9 protein-coding genes are annotated in these 22047 nt (G+C 33.6%); 8 read left to right on the forward strand and 1 reads right to left on the reverse strand.

Annotation, left to right across the window (positions count from 1 at the left end; translation table 11 throughout):
* Positions 1-137: 137 nt before the first annotated feature.
* From ACJ6WR_RS10500 to ACJ6WR_RS10525, 6 genes are all read left to right on the forward strand, one after another.
* Positions 138-14648: a T9SS type B sorting domain-containing protein gene (locus tag ACJ6WR_RS10500; protein WP_409417758.1), complete on the forward strand. Its 14511-nt coding sequence runs from the start codon at positions 138-140 to the stop codon at positions 14646-14648.
* Between the two features lie 41 nt (positions 14649-14689).
* Entirely contained in the window at positions 14690-15664 is a 975-nt protein-coding gene (locus tag ACJ6WR_RS10505; RefSeq protein WP_039113825.1) for a type IX secretion system membrane protein PorP/SprF, read from the forward strand.
* Between the two features lie 167 nt (positions 15665-15831).
* The gene (locus ACJ6WR_RS10510) at positions 15832-17019 is read left to right on the forward strand and encodes a phosphoglycerate kinase (RefSeq protein ID WP_086895365.1); all 1188 of its coding nucleotides are present in this window, start codon (positions 15832-15834) and stop codon (positions 17017-17019) included.
* A 107-nt stretch (positions 17020-17126) separates the two neighbouring features.
* Positions 17127-18968, forward strand: a complete 1842-nt coding sequence (locus ACJ6WR_RS10515; protein WP_409417759.1) for a LysM peptidoglycan-binding domain-containing protein — start codon at positions 17127-17129, stop codon at positions 18966-18968.
* A gap of 55 nt (positions 18969-19023) precedes the next feature.
* Positions 19024-20001 carry a DUF4837 family protein gene (locus ACJ6WR_RS10520; RefSeq protein ID WP_409417760.1) on the forward strand — a complete coding sequence of 326 codons (978 nt, stop codon included), beginning with the start codon at positions 19024-19026 and terminating at the stop codon, positions 19999-20001.
* Between the two features lie 38 nt (positions 20002-20039).
* Positions 20040-20486: a GNAT family N-acetyltransferase gene (locus tag ACJ6WR_RS10525; protein ID WP_409417761.1), complete on the forward strand. Its 447-nt coding sequence runs from the start codon at positions 20040-20042 to the stop codon at positions 20484-20486.
* 269 nt (positions 20487-20755) lie between these two features.
* Here ACJ6WR_RS10525 and ACJ6WR_RS10530 read toward each other — a convergent pair whose 3' ends face one another.
* Positions 20756-21067: a helix-turn-helix transcriptional regulator gene (locus ACJ6WR_RS10530; RefSeq protein ID WP_323490080.1), complete on the reverse strand. Its 312-nt coding sequence runs from the start codon at positions 21065-21067 to the stop codon at positions 20756-20758.
* Positions 21068-21363: 296 nt separating this feature from the next.
* On the opposite strand from ACJ6WR_RS10530, the gene ACJ6WR_RS10535 reads away from it, so the two are divergent.
* Positions 21364-21516: a hypothetical protein gene (locus ACJ6WR_RS10535; protein WP_165572098.1), complete on the forward strand. Its 153-nt coding sequence runs from the start codon at positions 21364-21366 to the stop codon at positions 21514-21516.
* A gap of 59 nt (positions 21517-21575) precedes the next feature.
* The gene (locus ACJ6WR_RS10540) at positions 21576-22046 is read left to right on the forward strand and encodes a hypothetical protein (RefSeq protein ID WP_323490081.1); all 471 of its coding nucleotides are present in this window, start codon (positions 21576-21578) and stop codon (positions 22044-22046) included.
* Position 22047 lies beyond the last annotated feature (1 nt).

The raw sequence follows: 22047 nt of genomic DNA on the forward strand, positions 1-22047 counted from the left end.
TAAGAAAAAGTATGCAAGGGAGCTTCTAGTTTTTTAGAAGAGCATGCTACTGAATAAATATTTAGAGTGCCATTTGTCTTGTTTTCCTGGACCCCCCATTTTAGGAAAGCATTGCAAATGATTAAATAGAAAATACCATGAAAAAACCTACTATTGTAAAAATTGCTTTAATTGCTTTGATCTTCTTACAAAGCATTATTTCCTATTCTCAAAATTATAAAAGTTTTGATATTCGCTACAATAATAAAAATTTAAGAGGGGACATCCTCTTGATTGGAAATAGCATCCTGAATCGAAGTACCAGGAGTGAAGGCCCAGAGGTACCCTTTAACGATAGGGATCAGAATAGCAGTTTCAACATGAAATATGTTAATGTTGATGGAGGTGCTGGTATTTTTAATTCAAGTAAGGCTAAGTTGACTTTGCCTGATGCAGCTTGTTCCAAGATTGTATATGTAGGACTGTACTGGAGTGCAGTTACCAGGGGTACTGAGGCAATAGATAAGGTAAAGTTTAAAATGCCTGGGGGAAGCTATGTTGATATAGATGGTACCGTTATTTATAATGCAAACGGTACTAAAATAGGTACTAGTTTGCCTTATGCATGTTATGCCAATGTAACAGATTATTTTACTAAAACACCAAGGCCTGATCCTCAGGGATATTATTCAGTAGCTAATGTTTCTACGGCACAAGGTACAAATAGACCAGCTAATGCTAGTTCTGGAGGTACAGGTTTATCTGCAGGATGGTCCCTTTTCTTTGTATATGAAAATGCAACTTTACCAGAAAAAGCGATTACTTCATTTGATGGATTTAGTGCTATTGATGAAAATAATAATTTAGATATAAAAATTTCTGGATTTACTACAATTCCAGTGGGTCAGGTAAAAGCAAAATTTGCTTTTTCGGCAATAGAAGGAGATTTGAATATTGGAGGTGATTATTTATCTATTAATGGGTTTAAATCCACACCTCAGGAAAGACCACAGGAGTGGTTTGGTTGGGAGAAAAAAGATAATTTCTTTAACAGTTCGGTTACTTCAATGGGGACTATCTTAAAGGATAGAGATCTCAATAGTACTAATACATTAGGATTTGATGCGGGGGTGTTTGAAGTAAAAAATGATCCAACCACTCAATTCCCAGGAGGTTCTGTAATTAAAAATGGAGATACTTCGGCAATCATAAGTTTGGGGAGTGATCAGGATCTTTATTTTTATTATTTTAATGCTTTTGCTGTCGAAATCATTGCACCAAGGATTGTACTTCTTAAAAAAGTTTTTGCAAAAGATGATGCCGGTAAGTATTATGATGCGGGAGGTAAGGACATCAGTATCGATAAAGAATTAAAATATGAAATAAGCTTCCAAAATAAAGGTAATGATAACGCTGTAAACTTTACAATTACAGATATTTTGCCTAATAATATTATTTTTAACGATAAAACCGATTTTTTAGATATACCAGATGGAGTAAAGGTAAAATCTTATGATGCGGCTACCAGAACCATAGTATTTGAGGTTGCTCCGGATCTTGTTGTAAGTAATAGTGGTACCACTACTCTAACATTTAGAGTAAAGACAGTTAAAGATTGTGATGCTTTAACAGACGCATGCTCAAATGTTATTGATAATACAGCTATTTCAAAATATAACGGAGTTATTAACAAAAATACATTTGGAGAAGGAAGTCTTTCCGCAGAGGAAGGTTGTAATGTTGGTAAACCAACAGCAACTAACTTTCTTATTGGTTTAGAGAAATGTAAATTTGAGCAAACATTATATTTGTGTGGTACAGTTAAACTAAAAGCTGGAGGTGGTTATACTACTTATGTATGGAAAGATCCTAACGGAAATATTTTTGGAGGTAACAACCAAGAAGTTACCGTTACTAAACCAGGTACATACACAGTAGTTACTAGTGCAGCAGCACCATGCAAAGGAATAACTCAAACATTTATTGTTAAGGAATATACAGAAAATATCAATTCTAATCCTGTTAACCCTTATGCGGATAATATTAACCCAGAAACTAATTTGCCTTATCCTTGTATTAATGGTGGTGTGTTATTTCCAAAGATATTTTTATGTGGTAAAAACGCATTCAAAGATATTGATACTAAAATCACTGGTGCATCAAGCATTGTTTGGCAAGAAACAAAAGATTTACCAACAGCACCTTTAGATGACAGTTGTCCTGATGTAAATGCTAAAAATTGGACAGTAATAGGAAACGGTCCAACTTATACTGCTAATAGAGCAGGTACTTTTAGACTTGTAGTTACTTATAATAATACTTGTGAAAATATATATTATTTTAATGTGACTCAAAGTGTAGTAGACCCAACCTTTACAAAGCAAGATATCGTTTGTGATACGAAGGGAAGTATTACCATTACAAATCCAAAACCAAATGATGGATTCGGATACCAATATAGTTTGGATGGCGTAAAACCTTACCAGGATTCAAATGTTTTCGATGATGTTCCAGCAGGAAGATATATCGTTCATATAAAAACAAAAGCAGTAGATAATACATTTGAAAAATGTGAGTATACTGCGGATGTTACAATTATAGAGAAAACTTTTAAAACAAAAATAGATACTACAGATCCAAGTTGTGCTGGAAAAGGAGGAACTATCAAAGCGACTGTTACTGGAGTAGACGGATGGTATCAATTTATTGTTACTGATGTTGCAACTGGTGATGTAAAAGGCGACTCAGGAAAAATTGTTGCTCCTAAGAATTTTAACCTTTTTGAAGGAATTGCACCAGGTGTATATGATGTAGCAATTACTACAAAAGATGGTTGTGTAAAAACAGAAAGAGTTACAATAAATGATAATAAATTAGATGCTAAAGCTAGTATTACAACACCTCTTACTTGTAATGATGGTGTAATTACGGTAGTAGCAACAGGAGGAACGCCTGTCGCAGGATTCCCAGATTTTTATTACTATTATGTTAATGGTGATAAAACTCCTTTAACCGACCCATTAATTCCAATTACAAAAGCAGGAACGTATGATATAGTTGTTATAGATGCTGCGGGATGTAGTGTTACAATCCCTACTATTACAGTTCCAGACTTAGTAAGACCAACTGTTAAAATTGATCAGAAAAATATTAATTGTTACGGAAGTGCTGATGGTGAAATTTCATTTACTTTAACTCCTGCTACTTCAGACTATACAGTATCGTATAGTATTAATGGACTTGCTGGACCATTTAGTACAATTTCTCCAATAAAAAATTTAGCAGCAGGCGATTACGATGTTGTAGTAAAATATACTTATGACAAAGTAGATTGTTTTGATGAGTCTGTAAAAATTACAATAACAGCACCAGCAACAAAAGTTACTGCTTCTGCAGGGGTTGCCGAGTTATCTGGTTGTGGACCAACAGGATCTGAAAAACAAGGTAAAGTTAGAATTACAAATGCTCAAGGAGGAATCCCTCCATATAAATATAGTTTTGATGGTATTAATTGGCAAGATTCAAATGAAGCTTACATTAATCCAAGAGCGACACCATATACTTTTTATATTAAAGACAGTTCACCAGCACCAGGTTGTCCTTATGCAATGACTGGAATTATTTTAGAAGAAAAACCTGCAGATCCTACAATTGAGGTATCAACACCAACATTTAATTGTGACGGAAATGCATCAACTACTGTAACAATTACAAATACAGGTGGGGCTAATTATGAGTATGAATATTTACTGAATGGAGTGGTAAATACAAATACTCCGCCAAATGTTTTTGTAAATGTACCACCATCAGTTCCTGGTACACCACACAAAATTGAAGTAAGATATAAATTGATTTCGGCACCAACATTTAGTAATTTATTAAATGAAGATTTTGGTTCTGGACCAGATGAAACTTCGCCTGGAATTAACCCTGCTTTTTGTTGGGAGAGACAAGTTGAAGCAACAAAATGTAATGGAAATAAGTTCTTTGGAAACGGAGAATATACGGTTACCAATTCTTTACGAAATAATCCTTATGACGGATGGCATAACCCTATTGACCATACAACTGGTACAGCTGCTACTGGAGGCAGGTATTTAGCAGTTGATGCTGGAACAGCTATCCCAAATAACGCGGTTCTTTATAGAAAAACTATTAAAGATATTGTGCCAGATCAGCCAATACAGGTTAGGTTTTTTGCTACTAATTTATTAAAAGTTGGTAATTTTCAGCCAGACGCTTCCCTTACTGTAGAATTGCAAAACAGTGCAGGGAAACCATTATCATCTCAATCTACAGGTGGAATACCAAAAACAGACGGTTGGGTAGAATATAACAGAACAATAAATCCAGGTAGTAATACTACATTAGATTTTGTATTACGACTTGAAGTTTCTCAAGTTGATGGGATTGACTTTGCGGTTGATGATATAGAAGTATATCAATTACCAAAATCATGTTTATCTACCAAAAAATTTGAAGTTATTGTAGATCCGAATAAAAAATTTACTGCAGATGTTAAAGATATTGTCGCAACACAATGTAAAGGAAATAAAGATGGAAGGTTAACAATTATTGCATCTAATTTTGATACTACCAATGGATTTGAATATTTAATAGATGGAGTTCTACCTTGGAAAGTTTCTAAATTAGAAGAGACTATTGTTGATGGTTTAGGAGAGGGAGAACATACGGTTAAGGTTCGTTACGATGCAACTTCAGTAGGATGTGATTTTACGCTTAAGCCTACAGTTGGATCACCAGATAAGTTTGAAGTAGAAGCAAAAGCTACTGCTGCTAAGTGTTCTATAGGCGCTACAGTTACTGCATCAGGAAAAGGTGGTACAAAAGACTATACATTTACACTTACAGATTCGGCAACACCGCCTAATGTAGTTACTTTCCCATCTACTGGGATATTAACAGACGTTAAACCAGGAACGTATACGGTTTCGGGTAAAGATAAAAATGGTTGTTTAGATGATATAGACATACCTTTGGTTATTGATAAACCAGTTGCTCCAAAAGCTGAAATTGCTAATAATACAGGTTTATGTTTTGACGGAAAAATAGCAACAATAACGGTTAATATTACCGATGGTGTAGCTCCTTATTTCTATCAGGTTAAATATAATACAGGGCTATTAGGTTCAAAAATTCCTATTCCAGCTCCTGCTACTTCATTTACATATGAGGCAAAAGCAACAGGAGATTACACATTTGTAATAACAGATTCTTATGGTTGTGAGGCTACAGTAATTAGCCAAACAATTAATGCTAATCTTACTGCAGATGCCCAAACAGCTACTTCATTAACTTGTATCGATCCAAAAGAAGCTAAGATTGAAGTAACAATTAATGGTGGTACAACTCCATTTAGTTATATAGTTAAAGATAATACAGGTAAAGAGGTATATGCTAGCGTAGGGACTATTGCAGGTCCAAAATTTACATATACTACGACTATTGCGGGTAAATATACTTTTGAAATTACCGATAAAAATAAATGTATAACAACTGCAGAGGGTAATGTAGCTTCAATTACAAACCCTACGGTTAAAGCTGTACAAACAAACATTAGTTGTAACGGATTGTCTGATGGTTCAGTAGTATTAACTGGCCATGACGGTACAGGTGATTATGAGTTTAGCGATAAACCTACAACAGGATTTACAAGCTCTCCTAATTTTTCAGGTTTAACTTTAGGAAAACATAAATTTTATGTAAAAGATACAAATGGTTGTACAGGAGAAGTAGAAGTTGATATTACACAACCAGATGTAATAACACCATCAGTATCTATATCTACACCATATACTTGTGAAACTAAAGCTATCATTACAGCTTCGGCAACAGGAGGAAACGGTACTACTTATACTTATGTATTGAAGATAACCAAAGGCGGAGTTACTACAGTAGTAGCAACAAATAATACAGGTATATTTAAAGATTTAACTACAGGTGGAGCTTATTCAGTTACAATTACTGATAGTAAAGGATGTACTATAACTAAGGATGCAGGTACTATTTTGGATTTAGTTCCGATTACAGCGATGAATATTACAAATTCAGCTCTTAAATGCCCATCTAATTTAGTAGATGTTACAATTACAAGCGTAACAGGAGGAAAAGCAGCATATGAATATTCTATAACCGCGCCTGCAGGGTCTACAAGAACTTGGCAGCCAGAGAATATATTCAAGGATTTAGCTCCAGGTACTTATACATTTACAGTAAGAGATGTTAACAAATGTACGTTCTCATTCCCGCATACTATTAAAAAATTAATACCAATAGTAATAGAAGAAGAAGTAATAAATAATATTTCTTGTTTAGAAAGTATAGACGGTTCTGCGAAGTTTACTATCAAAGACTTAGGTAATAATGTTCGTTATTCTTATGATATTGACGGAGGAACAGCAGTAACAGGTACAACACCTACTACAGGATCTACTACAATTGTTGTAAATGTTCCTAATTTAGGAGCAGGTGATCATACATTAACGATAACAGATTTAGAAACAAATTGTCAAGTTTCTAAAACTGCTAAAATTTTGGCTCCTGCTGAAAAATTAGAAATAACAAAATTAACTGTAACACCGATGACATGTGATGTTAAGGGTAAAGTTGTAGTTGATACTAAAGGAGGTTGGGGAACTAATAAATATACCCTTACACAACCTGATGGAACTGTAGTTGGTCCACAATCAACTAATAGTTTTGATAATTTAACTGTAGTAGGAGAATATACAGTATCAGTAAAAGATTTAAATGGTTGTGAAAAATCTGAAAAATTTACATTGGCAGATAAAGTTAAACTTGATGCTAAAATAGATTTATTGTCAGATTTATGTTATGATAAAACTAATAAAGCAACAATAATTGTTACGCCTAAAGTACCATCGCCAACATACGAGTATAAACTTGATAATGGGACTTATCAGCCTTCTGGTACTTTTTCTAATTTAGAACCAGGAGATTATATTGTAACTGTTAGGGACAAAGTAACTGGTTGTACATTGCCATTACCATCTCAACATATTGCAAAAGAACTAAGAGCAACTGTAAATTTGGATAAAAGTGCTGATTGTACTACTGATCCAGATATAATTATTAAAGGAGAAGTGTTTGACGGTACAGCGCCTTATTCATACACAGTAACTGTAAATGGAGTTGCAGATCCAGTTACTAAAGTAATAACAGGAAATAAATTTTCTTATACAAATGATGTAGCTACAACAGCTACAACAGATACGGAATATGTATTTGTAATAAAAGATAAAACAGGTTGTGAAGTAACTTCTACAGTTATTGTAAAACCAAAAACATATCCAAAATTTAAGGCTGAAACTACAGATTCAAAAATCTTATGTAATGGAGATGCTACAGGTTCGATAAAAGTAACTATAGACACTGCTTTTGGAGTAGGCCCTTATGTAATCGATGTATACAATACAACGACCAAGACATCATATGGAACACAAACTACTGGACTTCCAGCAGGTAATTATACTGTAAAAGTAACAGATGCAAAATCTTGTTCTACTACAGAGTTGAATGTTGAAATTAAAGAACCAGATGCTATTAAGATAGTTCACGATGTTCAGCCAATAACTTGTGGTCTAAATGGTGTTTCGTTAGGATCTATTACAATTACGTCAGTTACTGGAGGTACAGGACTATATACTTACAATGTTATAGGAGATAATTATGATGTAAAATTTACAGGACAGACGGGTAAACAACAAGTTTTTAAAGTTGTTAATTTTGGTTATTATGAGATTATTGTTACGGATGCAAACGGATGTCCTGCATTTGTAAAAAAGATTTTAGTAACATCACCTCCAGATGATTTGGACATAACTGTATCAGCTCCGCCTTTTGATTGTTCTTTAGGAGGTTCAGCTACTGTTTCTATAGGTGCTAAAACAGGTATAATAGGAGATGGTCCATTTTATTTTGCTATTTATGATGGCAGTGTTCCATCATATCCTAACCCAGTAGGAACATTTGCATGGTTACCAGAAGATGGTCCTAAAAGTAAAAAAGTAACTTTCGATAATTTAACTCCAGGAGTTAAATATACTTTTATTGTATACGATAGCGATGCTGCTCATGGTGGTACGGGATCAGGGTGTTATTATTATGAAACTGCGGAAGATATTATACCGACCAATTCTACATTAGAAATAGAGAAATTACAAGCAAACAATATTACTTGTTTAGGTGCTGATAATGGTAATGTATCGTTTAAAGTTTATAGCAAATACCTTGTACCTACTCATGTAGAATATGAAATTTTTAATGCACAAACGCTAGTGTCAATGGGAGCCGCACAATCTGATGTAGTTCCGGCAGGTAATACTATTCCGAGAGTTTCATTAGATATAAATAATTTTGGCGTACTTCCATTTGGAAATTATTATGTTTTGGTGACCGAAATCGATAAATCTGTTACGCCTAATAAAAGAGGATGTAGTGTGGCTACATCACCGTTTAATATTACAGGTTCAACTACAGTTTTAACATTAGATGCTAATTCATCTAATAATGCTAATTGTAATCCATTGAAAGGAGTAATCAATGCTTTTCCACAAGGAGGAACGACTTTACCAGCGGTTGTAGCTGTACCAGAAGTACCAGCAACTCCAACTTCGCCTGCAGTACCTGCAATTCCAGCTTCTGCAGCGGTTCCATACTTGTATCAAATTGTTGTTGATAATGGAGCAATAGGTCAGGATCCATTAATAGATGTTCCGCCTACAGCAGATTCTTTCCTTATCCCTACACATACATCAAGCACTTTTAAAGTAGAAGCAGGTAATTATTTGGTTTATGTTCGTGATGCTTATGGTTGTATTGCATATAAAGCAGTAACGGTTGTTAAAGATCCAGAACCAATAATTGATGCAGTTATAGATCCAGCTTTCTGTTCTGCTATTGAAGGTAATTTTGCCATCAATGTAAATATAACTACACTTGGTGTAGGGCCATATACATACACTTTAAATGGGGGTAACGCTGTTGCGATTACAACAACACCATTATTTACAATAGCTGATTTGACTTCAGGGAAATACAAAATTAAAGTTAAGGACTTAAACGGTTGTACGAGTAACGAAGTTGAATTAGAAATTTTCAAACCGTTAGACCTTAAAGCTAAATTTACCCTAGACCCTGTTTGTGATATTGCAAATGGTACTATTACTGCAGAAGTTTCTGGAGGTGACACCGCTACAGGTCCTGGAAAAGGATTTGAATTTACTTTAAAAAACAAGACTGTAATTCCTACTCCTCTTGATGTAGTACAGCTTAACAATGGAGTTTTCTTAAATCAGGCGGCAGGAAGTTATACGGTTACTGTTAAGGATTTAAGTACTAACTGTACAAAATCTGTAAATGTTGATATTCCGCTTGCTACAAAAGTAGTATTAGCAATTGGTGATATTGATGTAACATTACCTAATTGTATGACTCCGGCAGGGCAACCAGCTCAAGGAAACGTTAGTAATGGTACAATTAAAGTTAATTTACCAGCTGTTAACAATAACCCTGATTATACATACACACTTACATTACTTGATCCAATAACAGGACTTCCAGTTGGCACTCCATTTATACAAAAATCAAATGGTTATTTTACTGGGTTAGCTTCAGGAGATTATAATGTTACAGTTAAATCTGAAAGAGGTTGTGAAGAAACAGTAAAAGTTACTATTGGTATACCTGTTGAAGTTGTTGCTAGTGCAGCTGCGGAGGAATTTAAGTGTTCTACAGGAAATACTCCTAAAACAACAAAAGTAACTGTTACAGGTGCTGGAGGAACAGGAAAATTCACCTATAGTAAAGACAATATTACTTACGGAAATGATAATGAATTTTATGTTGGTGCTGACAAAGCAATTCAAAACGTAACATATTACGTTAAGGACGAAAATGATTGTATCGATAGTGTAACGATTCCAATCGCTCCATTCCCTAGTTTAATTGCTGCGGATGTAACTTTTGGTGCAGATATGGATTGTGAAAACAAGAAACAAGTAATGGATGTAGTTATAAATGGAGGAACAAATACTCCAAAAGAATTTACATACCAAGTATATAAAGATGGAGTTCTTGTTTCAGGAAGTTTAACGACTGTTACAGGTACTACATTTACTTATGAAGCAGATACTGCAGGTAGTTATTATGAATTCGAAATTTTCGATAATAATACAGGTTGTAGTATAAAATCAGAGATTCAACCAGTTCCATTATTTAATGATCTTAAAGTAACAGCTTTTGCTTCCACTCAAGTAAGTTGTAATGGAGGTGATTCAGGAGAAATAACTATTGATGTTACTGGATATACTGGAAAATATACTTATGAAGTTTATAACGGAATAAGCGCTCTTCCTGTAGATGCAGGAAATGGAGATACTACTCTAGGTTCAACAATTACTGCTGGGTTACCTGCAGGAAATAATTACACAGTTGTAGTTAAAGAAACGGGATTCCCTAAATGTTCTGAAACTTCAGATGTGGTTATAATTACAGAGCCTTTATTACCATTGAGTTTAGGACCAATTACAAATGTGCCTCAAAATTGTAAAACTAAAGGTGCACAGGTAACAGTTCCTATTGCATCGGTTATTGGTGGTACACCGGGTTATAAGTATGCATTTGTTAAATCAGGAGATTTATTAAAAGATGATATGTATTCAGATAGTAATACTGCTACACTTGATCCAACCGTGAGTACCAAATGGAATGTTTATGTTAAGGATAAAAATGGATGTGAAACTAGTACAACTGTAGATATTACTGTAGATCCACTTCCATCTGCTATTGTAGCTACACCAGATAGTCAATGTTATGTAGCTGGTGCAGATTATACAATAACAGTTACTGCTAATGGTGTAGGACCATTGAAATATAGTTTAACTAATGTTGATGAAACATTTACGACAAACAATCAATTAACAGTAAAAGGACCAGGTACATACGATGTATATGTAAAAGATGCTAATGGATGTATTACCAAAGCAACTGCTGCATTTACAATTTTGAAACCGTTAGAGTTATCGGCAGAAATTTCAACATACCCAACTTGTAACGGTGGCGACGGTGTTGTTACTCTACAAGGTTTAGGAGGAACAATTCCTGCTAATTATCAATATGCTACTGGAACTGCTACAACACCAAATACATTTAGCGTAACGGCTGTATTCCCTAATTTAACTCCAGGAACTAAGTATTATTTCTGGGTAAAAGATATGGTGACAAATTGTATGGCATCAATTGATTATACAATACCTACAGCAGCAGTTGTTACTATTGTAGATGCTGATTTAACAGCAACTCCTGTTACTTGTTATGATGGAACAGATGGTACTATAACAGTTACTCTAGATGCAAGTAATAATAACCCTGACTATAAGTTTACTTTAGATGGTGTTGATTATAAAGGTAATATTGTTGCTAGAGCAGAACAAAAAGAACCTACATTCAGTAATTTACCAGCAGGTAAATATACAGTATCGGTTATGTCGGGTAGAAATTGTCCAGGTTCAGCAAAAACTGAAATTATACAACCAAGCATAATTGTTATTGCTACTCCAGTTGTTACAGAATTTGAATGTAATGCAGGAACAAATGCACCTAAGTTTGCTACGATAGAAGTAAGCGCTTCAGGAGGTACTCAACCGCTTACTAAATATGTATTTATTAAAAAAGGAGCTACACCAGCAGATGACAGAATTGTTCAGTCAGGAAAAGAGACTATATATACTTCGTCTGAAGTAGCAGGAGGCACTTATATCATAGAAGTTTATGACAACAATAATTGCCCTATAAGCACTACAGCAGTAATTAAGCCTTATGTAGGTATTAAAGATGCTGTTATAAAAGTTGATGCCTACATCACATGTTTAACTAATGAAGATATCAGTGTTAATGTAACTGCTGAAGGAGTATTGCCATTACCAGCTTTAGAATATTCTATAAAGTATCCAGATGGTACAATTAAAACGAATCTAATTGGAGTAAATACTTTTACTGATTTACCAGTAGGACAATATACAATTACAGTTAAAAATCCTGATACAGGATGTAGTCTTGATAGAATTCATACTGTTAATAATTCGAATACTTTCGAGTTAAAAGCAACAAACATTAAGGATCTTACATGTTTTGATTCAGATAATGGAAGCATAGATTTCACTTTAGTAGATTCTAAAGTAATACCATCTAATCTTCCTAAAGGATTCAAATATGTAATTACTGGCCCAACACCAAGCAATGGCACTAGTGCAAATCTAGGACCACTTACAATTGGTAATTTAAAAGCAGGTTCTTATAAAATATCAGCTACACTAATAGATTCACCTTTCTGTACTGTAGATGCTGAGTTTGACATAAAAGGACCATTAGCACCATTAGAACTTGATGTACAGCATTCAGAAATTACGTGTGCTGCAGGTAATAAAGATGGAAAAATCGTAGCTTCTGCTAAAGGTGGATGGCCAGGAGGATATGAGTTCCAATTGGAATTAAATGGAGCTCCATTAGTTGGTTGGTCTACTCAATCAACGTTCCCTAACTTAGGAGTTGGAAATTACATTGTTAAAGTAAGAGATACTAAGATGTGTGAAGTTCCAAAGCCTTTAGAATTAAAAACACCAGCACCAATTGTAGTAACAGCTAATGTAGCTAAAGCAATGTTAACTTGTTTTGGTGATAATTCAGGAGAAATTACAGTAACTACTACAGGAGGTTCAGGTAAATATTTATATACATTGGTTGCAACATATCCTGATGGAGTTGTAACTAAAAACGGTCCACAACCGAATAATGTATTTACAGGATTAAAAGCAGCTAGTTATGTAGTGATAGTTACAGATAGTTGGACATGTACAGGTACATCTGTGGCAGTAGAAATTAATGAGCCACCAATAGTAAAAGGATCTTTAGCAATTAAAACTAACGAAACTTGTCTTATAGTTCCAGAGTTAACACTTACTGCAACAGGAGGTACAGGACCATATAAGTATAGTACAAATGGAACTGATTATAGTGCGCCGTTTAATTCATCAGTTACAATTGTATTGCCATTTACGACTACAGAAACTACGTATAAATATTTTGTACAAGATGTATTTGGTTGTACTACCGAAACTGTTAATAGTATTACACCTCCGAAAGTTCCAGAACTTGTATTTACTAATGTTACAGGTTATGATATTCATTGTAAAGGATCTAGTACAGGTAGTATATATGTAACAGCAGTAGGTGGATTAGGTAACTATGTTTACACATTGCTAAATGCTGCAACAGGGCAAGCAGTTGCACCAGCACCAGTACAGAGTAAACCAGGTCAATTTGAGAACCTTGCACAAGGAACTTATATTGTAAAAGTGGATAGTGGTGATTGTAACAAGAATTCATTACCAGTTACAATTATAGAGCCAAACACGAGTGTAACAGCTAATGCCGTTCCTACACATTTAACATGTAATGCGTCTAAAAACGGTATGATTACAGTTATAGCTTCTGGAGGAACAGGAAAACTTAGATATGCAATTTCGCCAGACTTTAGACAGTTCTTCGAATCTAATGTTTTTGACAATTTAAACGCAGGATTCTATGATGTATTAGTACAGGACGAAAACGGATGTGAGTTACCGATTAAAGGTATCGAAATAAAAGAACCAGGAATCTTAAGCCCATCTCTTACGCCAAATAGTATATTGCCAGAGTTATGTTTTGGAGAGAAAAATGGATCATTTAGTATCGATATTGTTGGAGGAACTGCTCCTTACAGAGTAAGTTTAGATGACAGAAAAGGTACTTATGCACCAGTAACTGGTACAAACCATCTCTTTACAGGTTTAGTAGGAGGAATACATACTGTTTATGTTTTGGATGCTAACAATTGTACGGCAGAACTAGAAATTCCAATGCCAGAATCAGTTAAACTAGAGCCAACTGCTAAGGTTAATACGGATTGTGTGAATAATGTAGCTGCAAATTTTGTGACTATAACAATTCATGAAAGTGCAAACCCAGCCGATGTAGATTATGCATTAGATGGTAGCACAACATATCAGGATAGTAACATATTTGTTAATGTTGCTCCGGGAACACATACTGTAACAGCAAGACATTCTAATGGTTGTGAGCAAACTACATTACCATTTACTATAGAAGATGTTCAACCATTAACATTAACATTAACCGATGGTGGATTAAATGAAATTGTTGCAACAGCTACAGGCGGTGGTGGAGAATATCAATACACATTAGATGGAGAACCTTATGGATCAGTTAATAAATTCATTATTTACAAAACAGGAACTTACACAGTTGTTGTAACAGATAAAAATGGATGTACAGCTACAGCTACAAGATATGTTCCTTACATCGATGTTTGTATCCCGAACCACTTTACTCCAAATGGAGATGGCATAAACGATACTTGGGCTCCAGGATGTACAGTAAATTATAAAGATTTAACATTCGACATCTTTGACAGATACGGACGTATAATTTGCAAATACAGATTGGGTCAAAAATGGGATGGAAAATACAATGGTGCCGAATTACCATCTGGTGATTACTGGTATGTATTGAAACTCAATGACAATAAAGATGACAGAGAGTTTGTTGGACATTTCACCCTTTACAGATAACTAATAACAAAGTAATTATGTTATCTAAAATTAAAAATACAATGAAAAAAATTATCATATCATTTCTACTTATGGCTGTAACATCAGGTTACAGCCAGGAGTTAAATTTGCCAGTTTTCACACAATACCTTGCTGATAACCCATTTGTAGTATCTTCAACTTTTGCCGGAATTGGTGATAACTTAAGAATACGTGCCAATGGTTTAACACAATGGGTAGGAGTTAAAGACGCACCAGATAACCAATCGCTTTATGCGGATTTTAGAATCTTAGATCGTTCAGGAGTGGGAATATCGCTTTATAACGATAGTAACGGATATACAAGACAAACAGGAGCCAAAGTATCTTTTGCGCACCACTTAATTCTGGATTACTATTCTAAGCAATACTTATCTTTTGGTATTTCGTATAATATCAATAATTTTAAAATTGATATCAACGAATTTAATCCAACATACGAAATCCCAGCACCAGATCCAAGTGTTACCGATAATAGATTCGTTTCTAACAACAACTTCGATGTAGGTGTTTTATATCGTAATAAGTCGTTCTATCTAAGTTTTAATGCGAGTAACATACTTAACAAAGAAATCGACAAATTCGACGGTATAGAGCCTAATTTACTTCGAAACTATCAAGTTTATACAGGATATGTTTTTAAAGGAGCAGAGAACAACCGTATCGAGTTCGAACCATCAGTTTATTACCAATTGTTCGCAAGTGATCAGCGTTCAAGTACCGATTTTAACTTTAAGTTCAGACAATACAATCGTTATGAAGATTATTACTGGATAGGAGTTTCTTATCGTTTCCTAAATGATCAGTTCTTCCAGCCATTAATGGTAGGGCCTATGGCAGGTTTCAAGAAATCAGGTTTTTACTTTGGTTATTCATACCAGGCATCACTTAATCGTATAGGAGCTTACAATTCAGGAACACACGTTGTAACTATAGGATTTGATTTCCTTCAGGCAATTAGTAACTGTCCATGTACACAAAATCCAGTTCACGATTAATAATTAATTAGCCAATTTTTGATTTTTTGTGTTTAATTTAAAATAATTATCAAATTACATCGTTTTCGTTTATGTAAACCCCTGTTTTTTATTTTTATCGAATTTATTACTAAGCTAAAAGTTCTATATTTGTTATTCTTTCAAAAAAAACTAAAAAACTTACCTTAATGAAAACGTTAAAAGATTTTAATTTTAAGAATAAAAAAGCAATCATTCGTGTTGATTTCAATGTGCCATTAGATGAAAATTTTAATGTAACAGATGCAACTCGTATCGAAGCTGCAAAACCTACAATTGATGCAATTTTAGCCCAAGGCGGAAGCGTGATTTTAATGTCACACCTTGGAAGACCAAAAGGAGTTGAAGAAAAATACTCTTTAAAACATATTTTAAAAACAGCTTCAAATATTTTAGGAGTTCCTGTACAGTTTGCTTCAAACTGTGTTGGAGAAGTTGCTAAAGATGCTGCTGCAAATTTAAAACCAGGAGAAGTTTTATTATTAGAAAATTTACGTTTCCATGCCGAAGAAGAAGCTGGAGATGTAGCTTTCGCAAAAGAATTAGCTTCATTAGGAGATATCTATGTAAACGATGCTTTCGGTACAGCACATAGAGCACATGCTTCGACAACAATAATTGCCCAATTTTTCCCTAACGAAAAATGCTTCGGTACATTATTAGCAAAAGAAATAGAAAGCTTAAATAAAGTACTTAAAAATAGTGAAAAACCAGTTACAGCTGTTCTTGGTGGATCTAAAGTTTCTTCGAAAATTACGGTTATCGAAAACATTTTAGATAAAGTTGACCATATGATTATTGGAGGAGGAATGACTTTTACCTTCATTAAAGCACAAGGTGGTAAAGTAGGGAATTCTATTTGTGAAGATGACAAATTAGAACTAGCACTTGAAATTTTGAGATTAGCTAAAGAAAAAGGAGTTCAAATACATATTCCAGTTGATGTTATTGCTGCAGATGATTTCTCAAACACAGCAAACACACAAATAGTAGATGTATATGCAATTCCTGATGGATGGCAAGGTCTTGATGCAGGTCCTAAATCATTGGAAAACTTTGAGAAAGTAATCATGGAATCAAAAACTATCTTATGGAATGGTCCATTAGGAGTTTTCGAAATGGAATCTTTCGCCAAAGGAACAATCGCTTTAGGAGATTATATCGCTGCTTCTACAGCAAACGGTGCTTTCTCATTAGTAGGAGGAGGAGATTCAGTAGCTGCTGTAAAACAGTTCGGTTTTGAAGATAAAATGAGTTATGTATCTACCGGAGGTGGAGCAATGTTAGAAATGTTAGAAGGTAAAGTTTTACCTGGAATCGCAGCTATTTTGGACTAACTATCTCATTTTTAACACTTTTTAAAGAATCTTTCATTTTATAGTCCTTAAGTTTGCAAAAATTACGGCATAGAAATTGTAAGAAATATGTCAATTAAATAGATGTTATGATTGTAAAAAATACCACATTATCAGTACTCCTGTTGTCTACAATGGGTTTGTTTGCACAAGAAGTTGCGCAAACAAACCCAGTTGTAAAGCAGGACATTAAGATTTCGTATTTAGATTCAGTTAAAAATTCATTTGTAAAAGACGATTACGCAGTTCGGGTAGACAGTCTTTGGATGAAAGAATTAGTGAGTTTAGACATATACGAAGATTTATCTAAAGATATCCAAACAATTAATACCGATGCAAAGGTAGATTATGAATTGCCAACCGAGTTGTTAAAGCAACGTCTTGAGGCAATGAATGAGAAATCACCCTTTAATATTCAGTATAATCAAGGGTTGGAAAATATCATAAAGTCATTCTTAAAGAATCGTAAAAAATCATTTTCGCGATTAATGGCCTTATCAGAATATTATTTTCCAATGTTCGAAGAAGCATTTGCTAAGCAAAACGTTCCTTTAGAAATTAAATATTTAGCCGTTGTAGAATCAGCTTTAAACCCAAAAGCAGTTTCTAAAATGGGAGCCACAGGACTTTGGCAGTTTATGTACCACACTGGTAAACAATATAATCTAAAAATAGATTCGTTTATTGATGAGCGTAGTGATCCATTAAAAGCATCTACTGCAGCTGCAGATTATATGTCAAAAATGTACAAAATTTTTGGCGATTGGGAGCTAGTTTTAGCTTCTTATAACTCAGGTCCAGGAAACGTATCAAAAGCGATTCGTCGTTCAGGAGGAAAACAAACCTATTGGGATATTCGTAGTTACCTTCCTAAAGAAACACAAGGATATGTTCCGGCATTTTTAGCTACAATGTATCTTTACGAATATCATAAAGAACATGGTATTGTTCCAGACAGGGCTGTAGTACAACACTTTCAAACAGATACGGTAAGAATTAAAGAAAAGATGAGTTTTAGGCAAATATCTAATTTATTAGATGTTCCCGAAGCACAACTACAGCTTTTAAATCCATCTTATAAACTGAATGTAGTTCCGTTTTATCAAGACGAAGAGCATTTCTTGAGATTGCCAAAAGATAAAGTGGCTATTTTTACTTCAAACGAAGACAAAATTTACGCTTATCTTAATCATGAATCAAGTTCTAAAATAAATAGACTGCAAACATTAATTGCAGCTACAAAATTGGCTTCGCCTAAAACAAACCAAACTGTTGTTTCAAAAACACAAATCTATAAGGTTCGTTCAGGAGATAATTTAGGTTCAATTGCAAGTAAATATGATGTTTCAATTAATCAATTGAAGAAATGGAACAACCTAAAGAGTAATTCAATTGCACTTGGGAAAAGTCTAAAAATTATTTCGGAAAGCAAAATTATCAAGAAAGATATCAATGAAGTAAAATTGGTTCCTGCGGTTGATAAAAAACATACAGAAGAAGCAATTGCTAGTGTTGATGATAAAAAAACAACCGAATCTCAGCCGTCACTTTACGTGGTACAAGCGGGAGATAATTTAAGCATAATCGCTAAGAAATTCAATGTTTCTTTATCAGATTTAAAAGAATGGAACGGTTTGACTCCAGAGAATATGGATATGATTGCTTCAATGAAAAAATTAGTAATTCATTCTAATATTCAAGAACCATCTGAAACTCCAGAAATTATTGTTGCATCAAACAACATTAATAGTTTCAAGAAAAAAACAGATGTTGTAAAAAATGTTGGAGTTGATTACTATGTAAAAAAAGGAGATTCGTTATATAGCATTGCAAAAAAATATCCAGGAGTAACTATTTCTGATATTAAAAAATGGAATGATATCGAAAACGGAGCTATTAAACCAGGAATGAAGCTCAAAATAAACGGATAATCAAAAATTGTATATAAATTTGGGTTTTATTTCATAACTTAACTAAAAATTAAAGATGAATAAAACCCATTTTTTATTGCTAATACTTCCGTTTTTGTTTTTCTCATGTCTAAAAAAGAATGAGAAAATACATCAGCACAACGATAGCAGTAAAATAAACACAATCTCGATTATTATAGATGATCAATTGTGGTACGGAGAAGTGGGGGATAGCATCAGGAATAAATTTGCTTCACCAGTTGTAGGTCTTGTTCAGGAAGAACCATTATTTACCATAAATCAATATCCAGCCAAACTACTAGAAGGTTTCATGACCGATGGGCGAAATATTATTGTAGTTAAAAAATCGAATACAAGTAAGTTCGAAATCACTAAAAACGTTTATACATCACCACAAAATGTATTTCGAATATCAGGAAAATCAGTTTCGGATATTATAGAAGCGTTTGAAATACACACACCGCAAATAATTCGAATAATTAGGGAAACCGAAATAGCCGAATGCCAAAAAAACAACAGTAAATCACTGTTAGATGGTGCCATTCTCAACAATAAGTTTCATATAAAGTTAGATGTTCCCACAGGATATGAATATGCATTGCATAAGCGTAACTTTCTTTGGCTTAAAAAAGAAATGGTAAGTGGTAGTACGAGTTTACTTATTTACCAGGTTCCAATAACAAGTATTACCAAGAACTCCGATATTGTTGGCAACATCGTAAAAATGCGGGATTCAGTAGGAAGGTATATAAAAGGTCGAGAACCCAATACTCAAATGATTACCGAGGAAGCCTACGCACCTTATTTCTCTAAAATTACACTAGACGGAAAAACTACTTATGAAACCAAAGGCACTTGGGATTTAAGAAATGATTTCATGACAGGACCTTTTATTAATTATGCAATTATTGATAAAGCCTATAACCGAATACTAGTACTCGAGGGATTTTGTTATTCTCCATCCAATGAAGAGCGAGATTCGATGTTGGAACTAGAAGCCATTATAAAATCGGTTAGAATCAATAAGCGATAATACTCTTTTAAAATAAAATCAGATTATACTATTACAACATGAAACCAAATTGGAAAATTAAGCCTTTTGAGGCATTAACTGTTCACGAACTATACGATACCCTCAAATTACGAAGTGAAGTCTTTGTATTAGAGCAAAACTGTGTTTATTTAGATCTAGATGGGAAAGACAAACTTGCTTTTCACCTAATAGGCGAATATGAAGGCAAAATTGTGGCTCATGCACGTCTTTTTGATGCCGGAATTAGTTTTGATAACGCCTCGATAGGAAGAGTTGTGGTAAGCCCGGATTATCGCGATAAAAAATGGGGACATGATTTAATGACAGAAGCAATTGCAGGAATTAAAAACCATTTTAATAAAACCGATATTACTATTGGAGCACAATTATACCTGAAAAAATTCTACGAAAATCATGGTTTTGTGCAAACCAGCGAAATGTATCTTGAAGATGATATTCCGCATATCGAGATGATTAAAAGTTAATTACAAGTGTTTTTTATGCACAAAATATAAGTTGAAATTATTTTAACACATAGAGACATAGATTTTGAAACTTTCAAAAAAGGCGTTTCACTTGTTTAAAATACATCCCGAAGGTTCGGGACTGGCTATGTGAAAGAAATATATTTCTTTTTGTACTCTTTTGTACACATAAAATCTATGTTTCTATGCGTTAAATGAAACTTTTGTGCCCAAGCAAAGTCAATAGATAAAGTAATTACACCCAACAAATTAAGTGTAATAGCTAAGAACTAGTTCGTAAGAGCTTTCAATTTTTCTTTAAGCATTATATTTTCTGTTCTTAGCAACTCAAGTTGTTTAAAAATAGAATCGGGGATATTAAACGGATCGATTATACTGCTATTATCGCTATTAGGCTCATAAATAGTTTCTTTTTCTACACCCAAAACTTTAGCTATTTTAAGCCATTCTACTTCCGAAATGTTTTTGCGTCCATTTTCTCTTCGGCTGTAATTAGATTGAGTCATACCAATTAAATCTGCTAGTTTTTCCTGAGAGAATCCCTTGTTTAATCTTACTTGTAGCAGTTTCTTTTTGGTCATTTTTATTTTTAGTTTGCTGCAAAAATGAGGAAATATTTTTTTCAGAACAATACCCACTTTTAATGATATTTTGAAAGTTTTGTTAATTATACAAGCTTTTTATACGCGTGAATCCTTTAAGATTTACATAATTCGCATAAAAATGCATAAGGATTATTTTCATTAGAGTCTATTTTTGAAAAACTAACTTGTTATCATTTCAAATCTTGAATAGCCCAGTCGACAGGCAAAAGAGATAAGAAATACTTAATGCAGATTAGTACAAAATTTAAATCTAACCGTAAAAATTAAAAACGATGAAAAAAATTAACGAAGACAAAAAGAAAAAAACAATCAATGATTTATTAGATAAAAAGTTTGAGCGTTTAGAGAAAATTGTTGGAGGAGGTAATTCTTCAGGATCTTGTACAGCTAGTAGAGATTGTAGAGGTGTTGTAACAGCAGTTTAATAACACAAAAGGAGGTTAATGTTTTACATTGCCTCCTTTTTTTTAAATTTTTTCAAGTAATGCAAAAAAGTATGGAAGAAAGTTTGAGTAATGTACTCAATTATAAGAATGAAGATGTTGTAGATAGATTTCTAAAGTTTTATAAAATAGAAGAATCAGAAGCAGTTAGCATTTTTCAGGAAACAAAAAAATGGCTTTGGTTATGCTCCAATGTAAATTTTAATTTTATTAGTGATGACTCTATAATTATAATTGATGAAATGTGGCATAATTTTATTCTTTTTACAAAAGATTATAATGAGTTTTGTCAAACTTATTTCGGACAATATATTCATCATCAGCCAAAAACCAGAAAAGAAAACGAAGAGTGGAATAAGGATATTGAGAAAAGTCTAAAGGATTATAAAATAGCTTTAAAGAAACAATATGAGCTTATTTATGATAATTTAGGCGAAGAAACATTAAACAAATGGTATGTAGAATTTGCAGATAAATATACTGGTACATACATGAAGTCAATTACTAAATAAA

Origin of the sequence: Flavobacterium sp. PS2 (assembly GCF_046250155.1) — a bacterium.
In the GTDB taxonomy this organism is placed as follows: domain Bacteria; phylum Bacteroidota; class Bacteroidia; order Flavobacteriales; family Flavobacteriaceae; genus Flavobacterium.